The organism is Mesorhizobium sp. LEGMi-168a, from assembly GCF_058312955.1.
Genome location: NZ_JBZEGV010000026.1, coordinates 1 through 15,088 on the forward strand (window position 1 = coordinate 1; position 15,088 = coordinate 15,088).

14 protein-coding genes are annotated in these 15,088 nt (G+C 64.5%); 7 read left to right on the plus strand and 7 right to left on the minus strand.

The annotated features are described in order from the left end of the window. Window positions 1-117: 117 nt before the first annotated feature. Window positions 118-1,152, minus strand: coding sequence for an aldo/keto reductase (locus AC4FWB_RS26405; RefSeq protein ID WP_491029174.1), 1,035 nt, complete (start codon window positions 1,150-1,152; stop codon window positions 118-120). 52 nt (window positions 1,153-1,204) lie between these two features. After that, window positions 1,205-2,389 carry an MFS transporter gene (locus AC4FWB_RS26410; RefSeq protein ID WP_491029175.1) on the minus strand — a complete coding sequence of 395 codons (1,185 nt, stop codon included), beginning with the start codon at window positions 2,387-2,389 and terminating at the stop codon, window positions 1,205-1,207. A gap of 119 nt (window positions 2,390-2,508) precedes the next feature. On the opposite strand from AC4FWB_RS26410, the gene AC4FWB_RS26415 reads away from it, so the two are divergent. From AC4FWB_RS26415 to AC4FWB_RS26425, 3 genes are all read left to right on the plus strand, one after another. Next, complete coding sequence (locus tag AC4FWB_RS26415; protein WP_491029176.1) at window positions 2,509-3,414, plus strand: LysR family transcriptional regulator; 906 nt, start codon at window positions 2,509-2,511, stop codon at window positions 3,412-3,414. 98 nt (window positions 3,415-3,512) lie between these two features. Further along, entirely contained in the window at window positions 3,513-4,085 is a 573-nt protein-coding gene (locus AC4FWB_RS26420) for a TetR/AcrR family transcriptional regulator (protein ID WP_491029177.1), read from the plus strand. 60 nt (window positions 4,086-4,145) lie between these two features. Beyond that, window positions 4,146-5,105 (plus strand): oxidoreductase, encoded by a 960-nt coding sequence (locus AC4FWB_RS26425; protein WP_491029178.1) that lies wholly within the window; start codon window positions 4,146-4,148, stop codon window positions 5,103-5,105. Window positions 5,106-5,236: 131 nt separating this feature from the next. On the opposite strand, the gene AC4FWB_RS26430 is transcribed toward AC4FWB_RS26425, so the two are convergent. The 4 genes from AC4FWB_RS26430 to AC4FWB_RS26445 all read right to left on the minus strand — a co-directional run bounded on the left by AC4FWB_RS26430 (window position 5,237) and on the right by AC4FWB_RS26445 (window position 7,803). Beyond that, window positions 5,237-6,286, minus strand: coding sequence for an aldo/keto reductase (locus AC4FWB_RS26430; protein WP_491029179.1), 1,050 nt, complete (start codon window positions 6,284-6,286; stop codon window positions 5,237-5,239). Window positions 6,287-6,427: 141 nt separating this feature from the next. Beyond that, window positions 6,428-6,829, minus strand: coding sequence for a type II toxin-antitoxin system VapC family toxin (locus tag AC4FWB_RS26435; RefSeq protein WP_491029180.1), 402 nt, complete (start codon window positions 6,827-6,829; stop codon window positions 6,428-6,430). Then, the gene (locus AC4FWB_RS26440) at window positions 6,829-7,083 is read right to left on the minus strand and encodes a type II toxin-antitoxin system Phd/YefM family antitoxin (RefSeq protein ID WP_491029181.1); all 255 of its coding nucleotides are present in this window, start codon (window positions 7,081-7,083) and stop codon (window positions 6,829-6,831) included. Before AC4FWB_RS26440 ends, AC4FWB_RS26435 begins: the two co-directional genes overlap by 1 nt. Window positions 7,084-7,134: 51 nt before the next feature. Further along, complete coding sequence (locus AC4FWB_RS26445; RefSeq protein ID WP_491029182.1) at window positions 7,135-7,803, minus strand: YggS family pyridoxal phosphate-dependent enzyme; 669 nt, start codon at window positions 7,801-7,803, stop codon at window positions 7,135-7,137. 147 nt (window positions 7,804-7,950) lie between these two features. On the opposite strand from AC4FWB_RS26445, the gene leuS reads away from it, so the two are divergent. Together leuS and lptE are read left to right on the plus strand one after the other, a co-directional pair. Then, window positions 7,951-10,578 carry a leucine--tRNA ligase gene (gene leuS, locus AC4FWB_RS26450; RefSeq protein ID WP_491029183.1) on the plus strand — a complete coding sequence of 876 codons (2,628 nt, stop codon included), beginning with the start codon at window positions 7,951-7,953 and terminating at the stop codon, window positions 10,576-10,578. A 112-nt stretch (window positions 10,579-10,690) separates the two neighbouring features. Further along, on the plus strand, window positions 10,691-11,245 hold the full coding sequence (gene lptE, locus AC4FWB_RS26455; protein WP_491029250.1) for an LPS assembly lipoprotein LptE: 555 nt from the start codon (window positions 10,691-10,693) through the stop codon (window positions 11,243-11,245). Between the two features lie 74 nt (window positions 11,246-11,319). Here the strand turns inward: lptE and fsa are convergent, their stop codons facing one another. Continuing rightward, window positions 11,320-11,976: a fructose-6-phosphate aldolase gene (fsa, locus tag AC4FWB_RS26460; RefSeq protein WP_491029184.1), complete on the minus strand. Its 657-nt coding sequence runs from the start codon at window positions 11,974-11,976 to the stop codon at window positions 11,320-11,322. A 91-nt stretch (window positions 11,977-12,067) separates the two neighbouring features. On the opposite strand from fsa, the gene AC4FWB_RS26465 reads away from it, so the two are divergent. Both AC4FWB_RS26465 and AC4FWB_RS26470 read left to right on the plus strand, forming a co-directional pair. Continuing rightward, the gene (locus tag AC4FWB_RS26465) at window positions 12,068-14,251 is read left to right on the plus strand and encodes a primosomal protein N' (RefSeq protein WP_491029185.1); all 2,184 of its coding nucleotides are present in this window, start codon (window positions 12,068-12,070) and stop codon (window positions 14,249-14,251) included. A 32-nt stretch (window positions 14,252-14,283) separates the two neighbouring features. Further along, on the plus strand, window positions 14,284-14,979 hold the full coding sequence (locus tag AC4FWB_RS26470) for an aspartate/glutamate racemase family protein (protein ID WP_491029186.1): 696 nt from the start codon (window positions 14,284-14,286) through the stop codon (window positions 14,977-14,979). Window positions 14,980-15,088 lie beyond the last annotated feature (109 nt).

Below are 15,088 nucleotides of genomic sequence, written 5' to 3' on the forward strand. Positions count from 1 at the left end.
AGCGCCAACGTCGTCTCTCGTCGTGGAGGGCGTTGGCGCCCTACGCGCGGCGACCCCCTCTGGCCTGCCGGCCATCTCCCCCGCAAGGGGGGAGATTGGCAGCTTCAACGCCGGTGCTTACACCGCCGGCGGGTTCAACCGGGCGAAACCTTCCTGTCGCCGATAGGGGAAGTACGGATAGGGCGCGGTTACCGCGCTTGCTTCATCGAGCGTCTTCATCTGCTCCGGCGTCAATGCCCAGCCTACCGCGCCGAGGTTCTGGCGCAGTTGCTCCTCGTTGCGCGCGCCGATGATCACCGACGACACGGTCGGCCGTTGCAGGAGCCAGTTGATGGCGACCTGCGGCACGGTCTTGCCGGTTTCGGCGGCGACGGCCTCCAGAGCATCGACAACCCGATAAAGAAGCTCGTCCTCCACCGGCGGACCGAAGCTTGCCGTGTCGTGCAGCCGGCTCTTTTCCGGCAGCGGTTGGCCGCGGCGGATCTTGCCGGTCAGCCGGCCCCAGCCAAGCGGGCTCCACACCAGGGCGCCGACGCCCTGGTCGAGGCCTAGCGGCATCAACTCCCACTCATAGTCGCGGCCGACCAGCGAGTAATAGACCTGATGCGCGACATAGCGCGGGTAGCCATGCTTGTCCGCCAGGCCGAGCGACTTCATCACCTGCCAGCCGGAGAAGTTGGAAACGCCGACATAGCGCAGCTTGCCGGAGCGGACGAGCTGGTCCAGCGTCGACAGCACCTCCTCGATCGGCGTCGCGGCGTCGAAGGCGTGGAGCTGCAAGAGGTCGATATAGTCGGTGCCGAGGCGTTTCAGCGCCGCATCGACGGACCGGATCAGCCTCGAGCGCGACGAGCCGTAGTCGGCCGGTCCGTCACCCATAGGCAGCGACGTCTTGGTCGAGATCAGCACCGCGTCGCGGCGGCCCTTGATCGCCTCGCCAAGCACCTCCTCCGAGGCGCCGTTCGAATAGACGTCGGCCGTGTCGAAGAGATTGACGCCCGCCTCCAGGCAGATGTCGACCAGCCGGCGCGCCTCCTTGGCGTCGCTGTTGCCCCAGGCGCCGAACAGCGGGCCCGAGCCGCCGAAGGTTCCGGCGCCGAAGGAAAGCGCCGGCACTTCCAAGCCAGCGGCGCCAAGACGTCGATACTCCATGATTTTTCTCCTTGTAATGTCGGGATTGGCGTGTCGGAACGGACGTAGACGCTCAGCACCGGGCCAGCGCCGGAGCGCCGACCGCGCGGCGCTCGAGGCGCTGCGCCAACAGCACCACGGCAAGCGCGGCGAGCGGCACCAGGCCGGCGACAGGCGTGACGGCGCCGAGGCCCGGTCCGTGATCGATGACGAAGCCGCCGAGCCAGGCGCCGATCGCGTTGCCCAGATTGAAGGCGGCGATGTTGAAGGACGAAGCGAGGCCCTGGCCGGCGCCCTTCGCCTTCTCCAGCACCCACATCTGCAGCGGCGCGACGGTGGCGAAGGCAGCCGCGCCCAACAGGCCGACGGCAATGATTGCCGCGATCGGCTGATGGATCGCCGCGGTCATGACGAACAGCACGGCCGACAACGCGACCAGCGTAGCGACGACCGTCGGCACAAGATGCCGGTCGGCGAGGCGTCCTCCGAGCAGATTGCCGGCCACCAGCCCGCCGCCGAAGACGAGCAGGATTGGCGACACGGCGGCTTCGGAAAAGCCGCTGATGCGGGTCAGGATCGGCGCCAGATAGGTGAAGGCGGCAAAGACGCCGACCCAGCTCAGCACCGTGGTCAGCAGGCCGAGCAGTACCGGCCGGCGGCCAAGTACGGCAAGCGCGCCTTCGGAGCTCTCATCCTCGCCGGCCGCGGCCGGCTCGTCGCGCGGCACCAGCAGCGCGATCACGGCGAAGGCGACGACACCGACCAGCGTGACGGCCAGGAAGGTGGAGCGCCAGCCATAGGCCTGGCCGAGCCAGGTGCCGAACGGCACGCCGAGGATGTTGGCGACGGTGAGGCCGGTGAACATCAGCGCGATGGCCGAAGCCTTCCTGTTCGGCGCCACGAGACTGGTGGCAACGACCGAGCCGACGCCGAAGAAGGAGGCATGGGCGAAGGCCGTCAACACGCGCGCCGCCATCAGCGTCCAGTAGCCGGGCGCCAGCGCACAGGCGAGGTTGCCGACGGTGAAGACCACCATCAGGGCAAGCAGCAGCGTCTTCTTCGCCAGGCGGCCGGTGAGCGCGCCTAGCAGCGGCGCGCCGACGACGACGCCCAGCGCATAGCCGGAAATGAGCAGGCCCGCGGCCGAGATCGAGACGCCGAGATCGGCGCTGACATCGAGCAGCAGGCCCATGATGACGAATTCGGTGACGCCGATGCCGAAGGCGCCGGCGGTGAGAGCGTAGAGAGCAAGGGGCATGGCGGTGGTCCAATTGATCTGAGCGGACGCAGTCCCCGCGCCCGACCGGGTAGATCGTTATCCGCCAAGCTGTGAACCAGCCTTGCAAAGGGCATATTTTCTGTGAAATAGATTCACGAATGGCGAGACCCGAAATCAATCGTTCCGGCGAGATCGAGGTGTTCGTCCGCGTGGTCGAGGCCGGCAGTTTTTCTGCCGCGGCGCGGGCGCTGCGCATGACGCCGTCGGCGGTGAGCAAGCTGATCGCGCGCTTGGAGGCGCGGCTCGGCGCGCGCCTCGTCAGCCGTTCTACGCGCCGGCTGCAATTGACGCCGGAAGGCGTCGCTTTCCACGACAGCGGCATCCGCATCCTCGCCGACCTCGACGCGGCCGAGCGCGAAGCGGCGGCGGGCGCGGCACCCCGCGGCAGGCTCAGGGTCAACAGCTATGTGCCCTTCGGCCAGCACCGGCTGATGGAATTACTGCCGCGCTTTCTGGAACGCTACCCGGAGATTAGCGTCGAGGCGGTGCTGACCGACAATGTCATCGACCTTCTGGAGGAGCGGGCCGACGTTGCCATACGCGCCGGGCCGCTGCGCGAATCGCGGCTGGTGGCGCGCAAGCTCGGCCAGAGCCGGATGGTGCTGGTGGCCGCACCTTCCTACCTCGAAGCTCGCGGCACGCCGCACACACTGTCCGACTTCGGACGTCACAATATGCTGGCCTTCGGCTTCGCCAGGCATATTGAAGGATGGCCTTTCGTCGATGCAGCAGGCAAATCGATCATCCTTCCGATCGTCGGAAACATGACGCTGACCGACGGAGAGGCGATGCGGCGGACGGCGCTGGCGGGAGCCGGCATCGCCCGGCTGGCGCGCTGGCATGTTCAGCCGGATATCGACGCCGGAGGATTCGTGCCGCTGCTGGAGGAGTTCAATCCCGGCGACGAGGAACCGACGCACGCGGTCTATGTCGGCCAGGGCAAGCATCTGCCGGCCAGGGTGCGGGCTTTTCTCGATTTTCTCGCGGAGACGGTGCGTCTTTAGGGGAAAGCCACTCGCTCGCAGGAACAGCAGCCCTCGCCTCTTGAAACGGAACGGAAGCTGCAATAAATGAGTGGGCACTCAATCATTGGAGGCGCCTTTTGGCCCGCCCTATAAGCGAAGAAAAGCGGGATGCGATACTCGCGGCGGCGGCGAGGAATGTCGCGGCGCATGGCCTAAGCGCGCGGACCGCTAGGATTGCAGCCGATGCCAAAGTCGCTGAAGGCACAATCTTCTCCTACTTCGAGAACAAGGACGTCCTCCTGAATGAGCTCTTTGTCTCACTGAAACAGGAATTGGGAACGGCCATGGTCGAAGGCTTTCAGCGTGCCGACGATTTCGCCGGCCGGTGGGCGCTCGTATGGGATGCGTATATCGAGTGGGGTGCGGGCTTCCCAGACAAACGGAAGGCGCTCCAGCAGTTGAATGTGTCGGATCGCATCACGGCCGAAAGCAGAAAAAGGGCATCGCTTCCGACGCGCGAGATCGGTGTGGCGATGTTGCAAGACATCAAGACCGGTGCCTTAAGGGCTCAACCGTCTGAATTCATTGGCGCAACATTCGAAGCGTTGGGAGAGATGACCCTGGGCTTCATAGCGCGAGAGCCGGATCGGCTCGGGGAATACAAGCGCGTGGGCTTCGGAGCCCTGTGGCACGCGATCGCAAATCAATGACTATGATCTTGTTCCAAAATTGAGTGATTGCCCACTCAAAAAATTTGAAGGAGTTAAAACATGAGATGGACAGCCAACGACATTCCGTCCCAGGTAGGTCGCCGTATCCTCATCACCGGAGCAAACTCAGGCATCGGTTTCCACGCCGCGCTTGAATTGGCTAGGCGGGGTGCCGAGGTCGTGCTGCCGGCGCGGAGCGAGGACAAGGCGCTGGATGCCATACGCCGCATCAAGGCAGAAGCGCCTGGAGCCAAGCTCGTTCCCGCTTTGCTTGATCTTGCCTCTCAGGAAAGCGTTCAGGCTTTCGCGAAATTTATCGTTCAACGCTTTCCCGGACCGTCCATAGACGTTCTGATCAACAATGCCGGGGTGATGGCATTGCCGAAGCGAGAACTGACCGTGGACGGTTTTGAACGCCAGTTCGCCACCAACTTCCTCGGCCCATTCGCTCTGACGGCGCTGATTTTCCCGCACCTCAAACCGTTGGCGGGCAGCCGGATTGTCACCTTGGCGAGCGAAGCCGCACACCATGGTCGAATTGAGTTCGACAACCTTCAGTCCGAGCGTAAGTACGTTCCGTTATATGGCACTTATGCCCAGTCAAAGCTCGCGGATCTGATATTCAGCCTCGAATTGCAAAGGCGGCTGGACGCGACAGGGTCGCCGATCGCGAGTATCGCGGCTCATCCCGGCATCGCAACCACCAACCTGCAATCGAACATGACCGGGATTTATAAGCTTGTCGGTCCGCTCCTCACGCCGCTTCTCGGTCAGAGCGCGGCGCAAGGAGCGCTGCCGGAATTGTTCGCCGCCGCATCGCCCAGTGCCAAGCCCGGCGGCTACTATGGGCCGGATGGAACAAAGGAACGCAAAGGCTACCCGGCACCTGCCAAAGTTCCTGCCGCCGCAACGGACTTGCGGGTTGCCGAGAAGCTATGGATCAAAGCCGAGCAGCTGACGAAGGTCACTTTCAATCTGCTGACATCGCCGAATGAGGCAATAGTCCGCGCGCAAATGTGACTTCCCCTGGATTTGAGCGTCTTCACCCCGTGGCAATCGAAGTCGGAAACGTCGCAGGCATTCGTGGGCGCGGGCTCGAGCAGCCGCACGCCCGAAGACGCGCGGCTGCTCGGCCAAGTCGATGAGCGGGACTACGCCTTCGGCACGAAAGGCGCCGGGCGCCGGCCGGCGCCTTGCCGCTCCAGCATCCAGCCGGGGTATTCGGAGGGCAGCGCGCTCACCTCGTCGAGCTTGGCGAGATCGCCGGCATCGAGCTTCAGTCCGGTGGCGGCGAGGTTCTGCTCGAGCTGGTCCATGCGGCTGGCGCCGATGATGACGCTCATCACGAAGGGCTTGGCCAGCACATAGCCCAGCGCCACCGTGGCGACGCCGACGTCGTGCTTCCTGGCGATCTCGCGCATGACGGCGACCGCCGCCCAGGCGCGGTCCTCGTCGACCGGCGGGAAGTTGAAGCTGGCGCGGCGGCCCTCGCCATTGCCCGGGGCGCCGGGGCCGTATTTGCCCGAGAGCAGTCCGCCGGCCATCGGCGACCAGACCATCAGGCCGAGCTTTTCCTCGTTGATCAAAGGCACGATCTCGCGTTCGAGATCGCGGCCGGCGATCGAGTAATAGGACTGCACCGTCTCGAACCGGGCATAGTCCTTGCGCTCGGCGATGCCCAGGGCCTTGGCGATGCGCCAGGCCTGCCAGTTGGAGACGCCGACGTAACGCACCTTGCCGCTGGCGACGAGGTCGTCGAGCGCCCGCAGCGTCTCGTCGATCGGCGTCACCGTATCGGTGCCGTGCAACTGATAAAGATCGATATGATCGGTCTGCAGCCGCTCCAGGCTGCCGTCGATCGAATCCATGATGTGGCCGCGCGAGGAGCCGCGCTGGTTGGGGCCCTCGCCCATGACGCCATGCACCTTGGTGGCGATGATGACGTCCGAGCGCTTGACGCCAAGGTCTTTGAGCGACTGGCCGAGCAGCCGCTCCGACTGGCCGAAGGAATAGACGTCGGCGGTGTCGAAGAAATTGATCCCTGCGGCGATCGAGCGAGCGACGATGTCGTTGACGCCCTTTTGGTCAAGGCTGGCGATGAGGCCCCATTGAGCGTTCTCGCCGGCGGCGCCGAAGGTCATGGTGCCGAGGCAGAGTTCGGAGACGAAGAGGCCGGTATTTCCGAGTTGGTTGTAGCGCATGGTGGGATTTTCCCCGGGAGAAGGATTGAATGACATGAGGGGAAATAGGAACGGGCCGTTTCGTTTCAAGCGCTGGCGCAAGCGCGACGGCCATCTGGCTCAAAGATTGCTGACGGTCCGCAGCGGGGGACAGAGCGTGGGTTAGGCTTCCCAAGGATTAAGAACGGTGACGCCGAGACCTTCGAAGTCTGCGACATTACGCGTGACCAGGATAAGGTCATGCACGAGGGCGGTTGCCGCGATGAGAGTGTCGGCGCTGCCGCGCGTACGGCCCGCCGTGATGCGACCCCATACCAAGGCAATCTCTTCAGTAATCGCGAGAATGCGGTCGGCGTTGTCTTTTCGCAACTCCCGCAGCCAGACATCCAGCCGAGCTGATCTTTCGGGATCCGCCTTGCGCTGCTTGACGATCACTCGCTCGATCTCGCCAAGGGTGATGACACTGAGACTGATCGAGGCCGGATCGATCGAAGCCAGCCAAGCTGTTGGCTTCGGCAGGCGTCTCTGCACGTCCGAAACAACGTTCGTGTCGAGCAGGTACATCAGAGGTCAATGTCCCGGACCATCGTGTCCGGACGACGGGTGACTTCCTCGGCAAATTCATCGTCCCAGCCGGGACCGGTCAGAAGATATTCGGCGAGCGACTTCTTCTTTCCCGCCAACCGGTCGTAATCCTCGGCTGACAGCACAACTGCCGCTCGCTCACCGCGCAACGTCACAGTCTGCGGCCCCTCACTGCGTGCACGCTGCACCACTTTTGAGAAATTGTTCTTGGCGTCCTGAAGGTGCCAGTTCATGGGATTGTTGCTAGCTAGCCTGGCTAGATATATGGGAAGACTGCCTCGATATCAAGAATGGGCAGGAGCGTCACGGCTGCCGAAGATCGCCGAGCCGACCCTGACGCTGGTCGCACCAAAGGCGATCGCCGTCTCGTAATCGCCGGACATGCCCATCGAGAGTTTTGCGACGCCGGCTTCGCGGGCGAGCTTTTCCAAAAGCGCGAAATGCGGGCCGGGGTTTTCGTCCGCCGGCGGAATGCACATCAGCCCTTCGATGGCGAGGCCATGGACGTCGCGGCAGCGCTTGACGAAGGCGACCGCCTCGCGCGGCTCGATGCCGGCCTTTTGCGGCTCGGAGCCGGTGTTGACCTGGACATAGAGTTTTGGCGTCCGGCCTTGCCTGGCGATCTCCTTGGCAAGCTCTCCGGCGATCTTCTCGCGGTCGACCGTCTCGATGGCGTCGAAAAGCGCCACAGCTTCCTTCGCCTTGTTGGATTGCAGCGGTCCGATCAGATGCAGCTCAATGTCGGGAAATGCCTCTTTCAGCGCCGGCCATTTACCTTGCGCTTCCTGCACGCGGTTCTCGCCGAAGACGCGCTGGCCAGCCTCGATCACGGGGCGGATATCATCGGCCGCGAAGGTCTTCGACACCGCCACCAGCGTAACGGCGCCGGGTTCGCGCTCGGCATTTGCGATCCTTGCCTTGACCGCGTGAAGCTGTTCGACGGCACTCGTCATGGCCATATCCTGCCTGTAGTTTTAGCGGCAACGCCGGCTCGCCACAGTTGACGGGTCCGGCAATCCATGGTGAACACCGCGACGACATTTTATCGGCTGCCGGCCTTGTCCGGCGCCGCGCACCTGCTTTTAAGTGAAAAACATCCGATGGCAACCGAACGATACAATCCGCGCACCTCAGAGCCCAAATGGCAGAAGGCCTGGGCCGAAAAGAAGCTGTTCGAAGCCCGGAACGACGACCCGAAGCCGAAATACTACGTGCTCGAGATGTTCCCCTATCCGTCGGGCAAGATCCATATCGGCCACACCCGCAACTATACGATGGGCGACGTGGTCGCTCGCTACAAGCGGGCCAAGGGTTTCAACGTGCTGCACCCGATGGGCTGGGACGCCTTCGGCATGCCGGCCGAGAACGCGGCGATGCAGAACAAGGTCCATCCCAAGGACTGGACCTATGAGAACATCGCCGTCATGCGCGAGCAGCTCAAGATGATGGGCCTGTCGCTCGACTGGGCGCGCGAGTTCGCCACCTGCGACGTCGACTACTACCATCGCCAGCAGATGCTGTTCCTCGACTTCGTCGAGAAGGGCTTGGTGACGCGCAAATCCTCCAAGGTCAATTGGGACCCGGAGGACATGACGGTGCTCGCCAACGAGCAGGTCATCGACGGCCGCGGCTGGCGCTCGGGCGCGCTGGTCGAGCAGCGCGAGCTGACGCAGTGGTTCTTCAAGATCACCGATTTCGCGCAGGATCTGCTGGAGTCGCTCAACGGTCTCAACGAGTGGCCGGAAAAGGTCAAGCTGATGCAGCACAACTGGATCGGCCGCTCGGAAGGGCTGCTGATCCGCTGGCCGCTGGCCAAGCCGGTCGACGGCGAGCATGAGCTGGATGTCTACACGACCAGGCCCGACACCATCTTCGGCGCCTCCTTCATGGCAGTCGCCGCCGACCACCCGCTGGCGAGGAGGGCCGCCGAGAGCAATCCGGCGCTGGCCAAGTTCATCGACGAGGTCCGCCATATGGGCACCTCGGTCGCCGCGCTTGAGACGGCCGAGAAGAAGGGTTTCGATACCGGCATCCGTGTCGTCCACCCATTCGACGAGAACTGGACGCTGCCTGTCTATGTCGCCAATTTCGTGCTGATGGAATACGGCACCGGCGCCATCTTCGGCTGCCCGTCGGGCGACCAGCGCGATCTCGACTTCGCCAACAAATACGGCCTGCCGGTGATCCCGGTGGTGATGCCGGAAGGCGAAAATCAAGGAAGCTTCCAGATCATCGAGGAGGCCTATGACGGCGACGGCGTGATGATCAATTCGCGCTTCCTCGACGGCATGAAGCCCGAGCGGGCGTTCGACGAAGTGGCGAAGCTGCTCGAAAAGAAGACGATCGGCGGCCGGCCGATGGCGGAGCGCAAGGTGAACTTCCGCCTGCGCGACTGGGGCATCTCGCGCCAGCGCTACTGGGGCTGCCCGATCCCGATGATCCATTGCGAGGCTTGCGGCGTGGTGCCGGTGCCGAGGGCCGACCTGCCGGTCAGGCTGCCCGACGACATCGAATTCGACCGCCCTGGCAATCCGCTCGATCGCCACCCGACATGGCGGCATGTGAAGTGCCCGCAATGCGGCCGCGACGCGCGGCGCGAGACCGACACGATGGACACCTTCGTCGATTCGTCCTGGTATTTCGCGCGCTTCACCGCGCCCTGGGCCAAAGAGCCGACCGAGCCGAAGGCGGCTGACGAATGGCTGGCGGTCGACCAGTATATCGGCGGCATCGAGCACGCGATCCTGCATCTGCTCTATTCGCGCTTCTTCACCCGCGCCATGCGCGAGACCGGCCATCTCAATCTCGCCGAGCCGTTCAAGGGCCTGTTCACGCAAGGCATGGTGGTGCACGAGACCTATCGGATCGGCGGTCCGTCGACCAATGGGCGCTGGCTGTCGCCGGGCGAGGTCAGGATCGAGGATGCCGGCGGCAAGCGCCGCGCCATCGAGATCGCGACCGGCGAGGGGGCGACGATCGGCGCGCTCGAGAAAATGTCGAAGTCGAAGAAGAACACGGTGAGCCCGGAAGAGATCACTGACGGCTACGGCGCCGATACCGCGCGCTGGTTCATGCTGTCGGACTCGCCGCCGGAGCGCGACGTCGAATGGACCGACGAGGGTGCCGCCGGCGCACATCGCTTCGTCCAGCGCGTCTGGCGCCTGGTGCAGATCGCGGCCGAGCAGCTCAACGGTGTGAAGCCTGCCGCGGCGAAAGAGGGCGATGCCGGAGCCGTCTCCAGGGCCGCGCACAAGATCCTGAAGGCGATCGGCGAGGATATCGAGAAGCTCGGCTTCAACCGGGCTATCGCCCGCATCTACGAGCTTGCCAATGCGCTGACGGCGCCGCTCAACGATGTCGCCGAGGGCAAGGCCGACACGGCGCTGAAAGGCGCCTGCCGCGAGGCCGTCGAGATCCTGGTGCATGCGATCGCGCCGGTGATGCCGCATCTGGCCGAGGAATGCTGGCAGGAGCTGGGCGGCACCGAGATGGTCGCGGAACGGCCGTGGCCGGCCTACGATCCGGCGCTCGTCGTCGACAACGAGATCGTGCTGCCGGTGCAGGTCAACGGCAAGAAGCGCGGGGATTTGACAATTGCCCGCGACGCGGATCAAGGTGCCGTCGAAAAAGCGGTGCTGGCCCTCGACTTCGTGCAAAAAGCGCTCGATGGTAAGGCTCCCCGCAAGGTGATCATCGTCCCGCAGAGGATCGTCAATGTCGTTGCCTGATCCGGAAAAGTCACAGGCGGCGCGTTTGCTGCGCCGCGCGGCTCTCTGCGGCCTAGAGCGGTTCACCGTTTCACGGAAACGGCGAACCGCTCTATCTCTTTGTTTTGACGCAATTCCGGACGGAAAACCGTTTCACACTTTTCCTGCAATTGCTCTAGTCGCCTCGCTGGCGCTGGTCTCGGCCTGCACGGTGCGGCCGCTCTATTCCAGCCAGCCGCTCACGACCGGTTCCAATGTCGGCGCCGCCGCCGAGCTGGCATCGATCTCGATCAAGCCGGTCGGCACCCGTTACGGCCAGCAGGTGCGCAACAATCTGATCTTCGCTTTCGGCCAGGGCTCGGGCGAGCCGGCCTCGCCTGCCTACACGCTCGACCTCGGAGTCAGCGAGCTGGTCGAATCGGCGGCCATCGTCCAGGTGCAGACCGAAGAGGACGAGCCGACGGCGGGCACCGTGACGCTTACCGCCAACTATGTGCTGCGAGATGCGACCGGCGCGGTGGTAGCGGTGGGCAAGCGGTCGATCCCGTCCTCCTTCGACCGGCCGCGTCAGGAATTCGCGGCCTACCGGGCGCAGATCGACGCCGAGAACCGCGCCGCCCGCGAGCTCGCCGACCTGCTCAGGCTGGCGGTCGCCCAGGATTTGGCCAAGCACGGCAAGAAGGCCTGAGCCGCCGCCCTGTTCAATATTCCACGCAATAAAAAGGCCGGTTGCCCGGCCTTTTTGCTATCTGGCGTCTCGCCTCAGCCGATCTTCTGGCCGGTCTTGGCCCAGTCGGCGAGGAAGGCGGCGAGGCCCTTGTCGGTCAGCGGATGATTGACCAGCGCCTTCAGCGTCGCCGGCGGCGCGGTCACGACGTCGGCGCCGATCAGGGCCGCTTGCTTGACGTGGTTCACTGTGCGTACCGACGCGGTCAGGATCTCGGTCTTGAAGTCGTAATTGTCGTAGATGGTGCGGATTTCCGAGATCAGCTCCATGCCGTCCGAGCCGGTGTCGTCGATGCGGCCGACGAAGGGCGAAATGAAGGAGGCGCCAGCCTTGGCGGCAAGCAGCGCCTGGTTGGCCGAGAAGCAGAGCGTGACGTTGACCATGCGCCTCATCTCGGTGCGGATCGTCTTGCAGGCTTTCAATCCATCCAGCGTCAGAGGCACCTTGATGCAGACATTCGGCGCGATCTTGGCCAGCACCTCGGCCTCGGCCATCATATCCTTGAACTCGGTGGCCACGACTTCGGCCGAGACCGGGCCTTCGACGATGTCGCAGATCTGCTTGGTGACTTCGGAGATCTTGCCGCCCGATTTCAGGATCAGCGAGGGGTTGGTGGTGACGCCATCGAGCAGCCCCAAATCGTTCAGTTCCTTGATCTCCTTGATGTCGGCGGTGTCGACAAAAAACTTCATGGCAGTCTCCTTGGGGATTTCCTGGTGCCGGTCCGGCACGTTCGAGGGTCGCTCTTTGATCTAGAGCAAAGTCGGGGCAAGGTCACGCCTGATGATCGAAGATTCGCCCTTTGTCGCGGCCGCGCCGGTGCTGGTGCCGATGCCGGCCGAACGGCCCTACACCTATGCCGTGCCGCCGGGCATGCGCGTGGTGCCGGGCTCGATCGTGCGCGTGCCGCTGGGTCCCCGCCAGGTTGCCGGCATCGTCTGGGATGGCGTCGTCGAATCGGTCGATCCGAAGAAGCTGCGGCCGATCGAGGAGGTCTTCGACTGCCCGCCGATCGACAAGGCGATGCGCCGCTTCGTCGACTGGATCGCGCAATACACGCTGTCGGCCCCCGGCATGGTCGCGCGCATGCTGCTCCGAGCCCCGGAAGCCTTCGATCCGGAGCCGTGGATCGAAGGGCTGCAGCGCACCCTTGCCGAGCCCGACCGGTTGACCGACGCGCGGCGGCGGGTGCTGGAGACGGCCGAGGGTGGGCTTGCCTGGACGCGCTCCGGCCTCGCCCATGCGGCGGGCGTCTCCTCGACCGTCATCGACGGGCTGAGAGCACAGGGCGTGTTCGAGACGGTGATGATCCCGCCACGGCCGGTGGTGGCGGCGCCCGATCCTGGCCATGCCGTGCCGGAATTGATGCCGGACCAGAAAGCGGCAGCCGAGAAGCTGCGCGCCGCTGTCGCGGCGGATGCCTTCAACGTCACGCTGCTCGACGGTGTCACCGGATCGGGCAAGACCGAGGTCTATTTCGAGGCGGTGGCGGCGGCGCTCGACAAGGGCAGGCAGGTGCTGATTCTGCTGCCGGAAATCGCGCTCACTCATGCCTTCCTCGAACGCTTCCAGGACCGGTTCGGCGCCAAGCCGGCGGAGTGGCATTCCGACTTACCGCCCAGAATGCGCGAGCGCGTCTGGCGGCAGGTGGCGGAAGGCGGCGTGCGCGTCGTCGCCGGGGCGCGCTCGGCGCTGTTCCTGCCGTTCAAGGAGCTCGGCCTGATCGTCGTCGACGAGGAGCATGACCCCGCCTACAAGCAGGAGGACCGCGTCTTCTACAATGCCCGCGACATGGCGGTGGTGCGTAGCCATATCGGCGCTTTCCCGGTCGTGCTCGCCTCGGCGACGCCCTCGGTGGAAAGCCGGGTCAATGCCAGCCAGGGCCGCTACACCAGAGCGGTGCTGTCGTCGCGCTTCGCCGAGGCAGCGCTGCCCGAATTGAAGTCGATCGACATGCGGCGCGCCCCGCCGGCGCGCGGCGGCTTCCTGTCGCCTCTCCTTTTGGAGCAGATGCAGCGCACGCTGGAGAGACAAGAGCAGTCGCTGCTCTTTCTCAACCGGCGCGGCTATGCGCCGTTGACGCTATGCAGGGTGTGCGGCCATCGCTTCGGCTGTCCGGTCTGCTCGGCCTGGCTGGTCGAGCACCGTTTTCGCGGCCAGCTGGTCTGCCATCATTGCGGCCACAATGAGCGGCGGCCGGAAGCCTGCCCGGAATGCGGCACGCTTGATCACCTGGTGGCGTGCGGGCCGGGTGTCGAGCGCATCGCCGAGGAGGTGGTGGCGCATTTCCCTGAGGCGCGCACCATCGTGCTGTCGTCGGACCTGCTGGGCGGCGTGCGCCGGCTCAGATTGGAATTGGAGGCCGTCGCCAATGGCGAGGCCGATATCGTCATCGGCACGCAGCTCGTCGCCAAGGGCCACAATTTCCCCGGCATGACGCTGGTCGGCGTCGTCGACGCCGATCTCGGCCTGGCCAATGGCGATCCGCGCGCCGCCGAGCGCACCTTCCAGCTGCTCAGCCAGGTGACCGGCCGCGCCGGCCGCACCGGCAAGAAGAGCCTCGGCCTCTTACAGACCTACCAGCCGGACCATCCGGTGATGCGGGCGATCGTCTCCGGCGATTCGGAAGCCTTTTATGAGCGCGAGATCGCCGAGCGCGAGCGGGCGGCGCTGCCGCCTTTCGGCCGGCTCGCCGGCATCATCGTCAGCGCCGCGACGCGAGGCGAGGCCGAGGGCCATGCGCGAGGATTGAGGCGTGCAGCTCCACAGGCTTCGGATCTCTTCGTGCTCGGCCCGGCCGAGGCGCCGCTGTCGCTGATCGGCGGCCGCCACCGTTTCCGCCTGCTGGTGCAGGGCGAGCGGCGCGCCGACATGCAAGGTTTCATTCGCGCCATGCTAGCGGATGGGCCAAAACTGCGCGGCTCGGTGCGGGTGCAGGTCGACATCGACCCGCAGAGCTTTCTGTAAGGACATCGTCTAGTCTGCTGGAGCGTTCGACTATGAAAACCTTGGGCCTGCTCGGCGGCATGAGCTGGGAATCGACGGCGATCTATTACCGGCTGCTCAACGAGATCGTGCGCGAGCGGCTAGGCGGGCTGCATTCGGCGAAGCTGCTCTTGTGGTCGTTCGATTTCTCCGAGATCGCCGAACGCCAGCATGCGGGCGATTGGGAAGGCGCCGGCGCTCTTCTCGTCGAGGCAGCACGCGGATTGGAGGCAGCCGGTGCGCAAGGCCTGGTGATCTGCACCAATACCATGCACAAGCTGGCCGACGAGGTGCAGGCGGCGGTGTCGATCCCGCTGATCCATATCGCGGATGCGACGGCGCGCGCCGTCGTCGAAGCGGGCGTGAAGCGCCCGGCGCTGCTCGCCACGCGCTTCACCATGGAGCAGGATTTCTACAAGGGGCGGCTCGCCGACAAATACGGCTTGCAGCCGGTGGTGCCGAATCAGGCAGGCCGCGACTTGGTGCATAAGGTGATCTACGACGAACTCTGCCAGGGCATCGTCAAGGATGACTCGAAGGCCGCCTATGTCGCCGAGGTCGGCCGCATGCGGCGCGACGAGAAGGTGGACAGCGTCATCATGGGCTGCACCGAGATCACCATGCTGATCGGTCAGGGCGATTTCGACATCCCGGTGTTCGACACCACGCGCATCCATGCCGAGGCCGCGGTCGACTTCGCGCTCGATTGATTGGGTGCTTCCTGATGCGCGATTTCTAATGTGCGGGCCGCCATCTGGCGCGCGGCTGTTCCTCAGCTAGAATGTTCGAATTTCAAACAAGCATTTACGAGGGGACAAG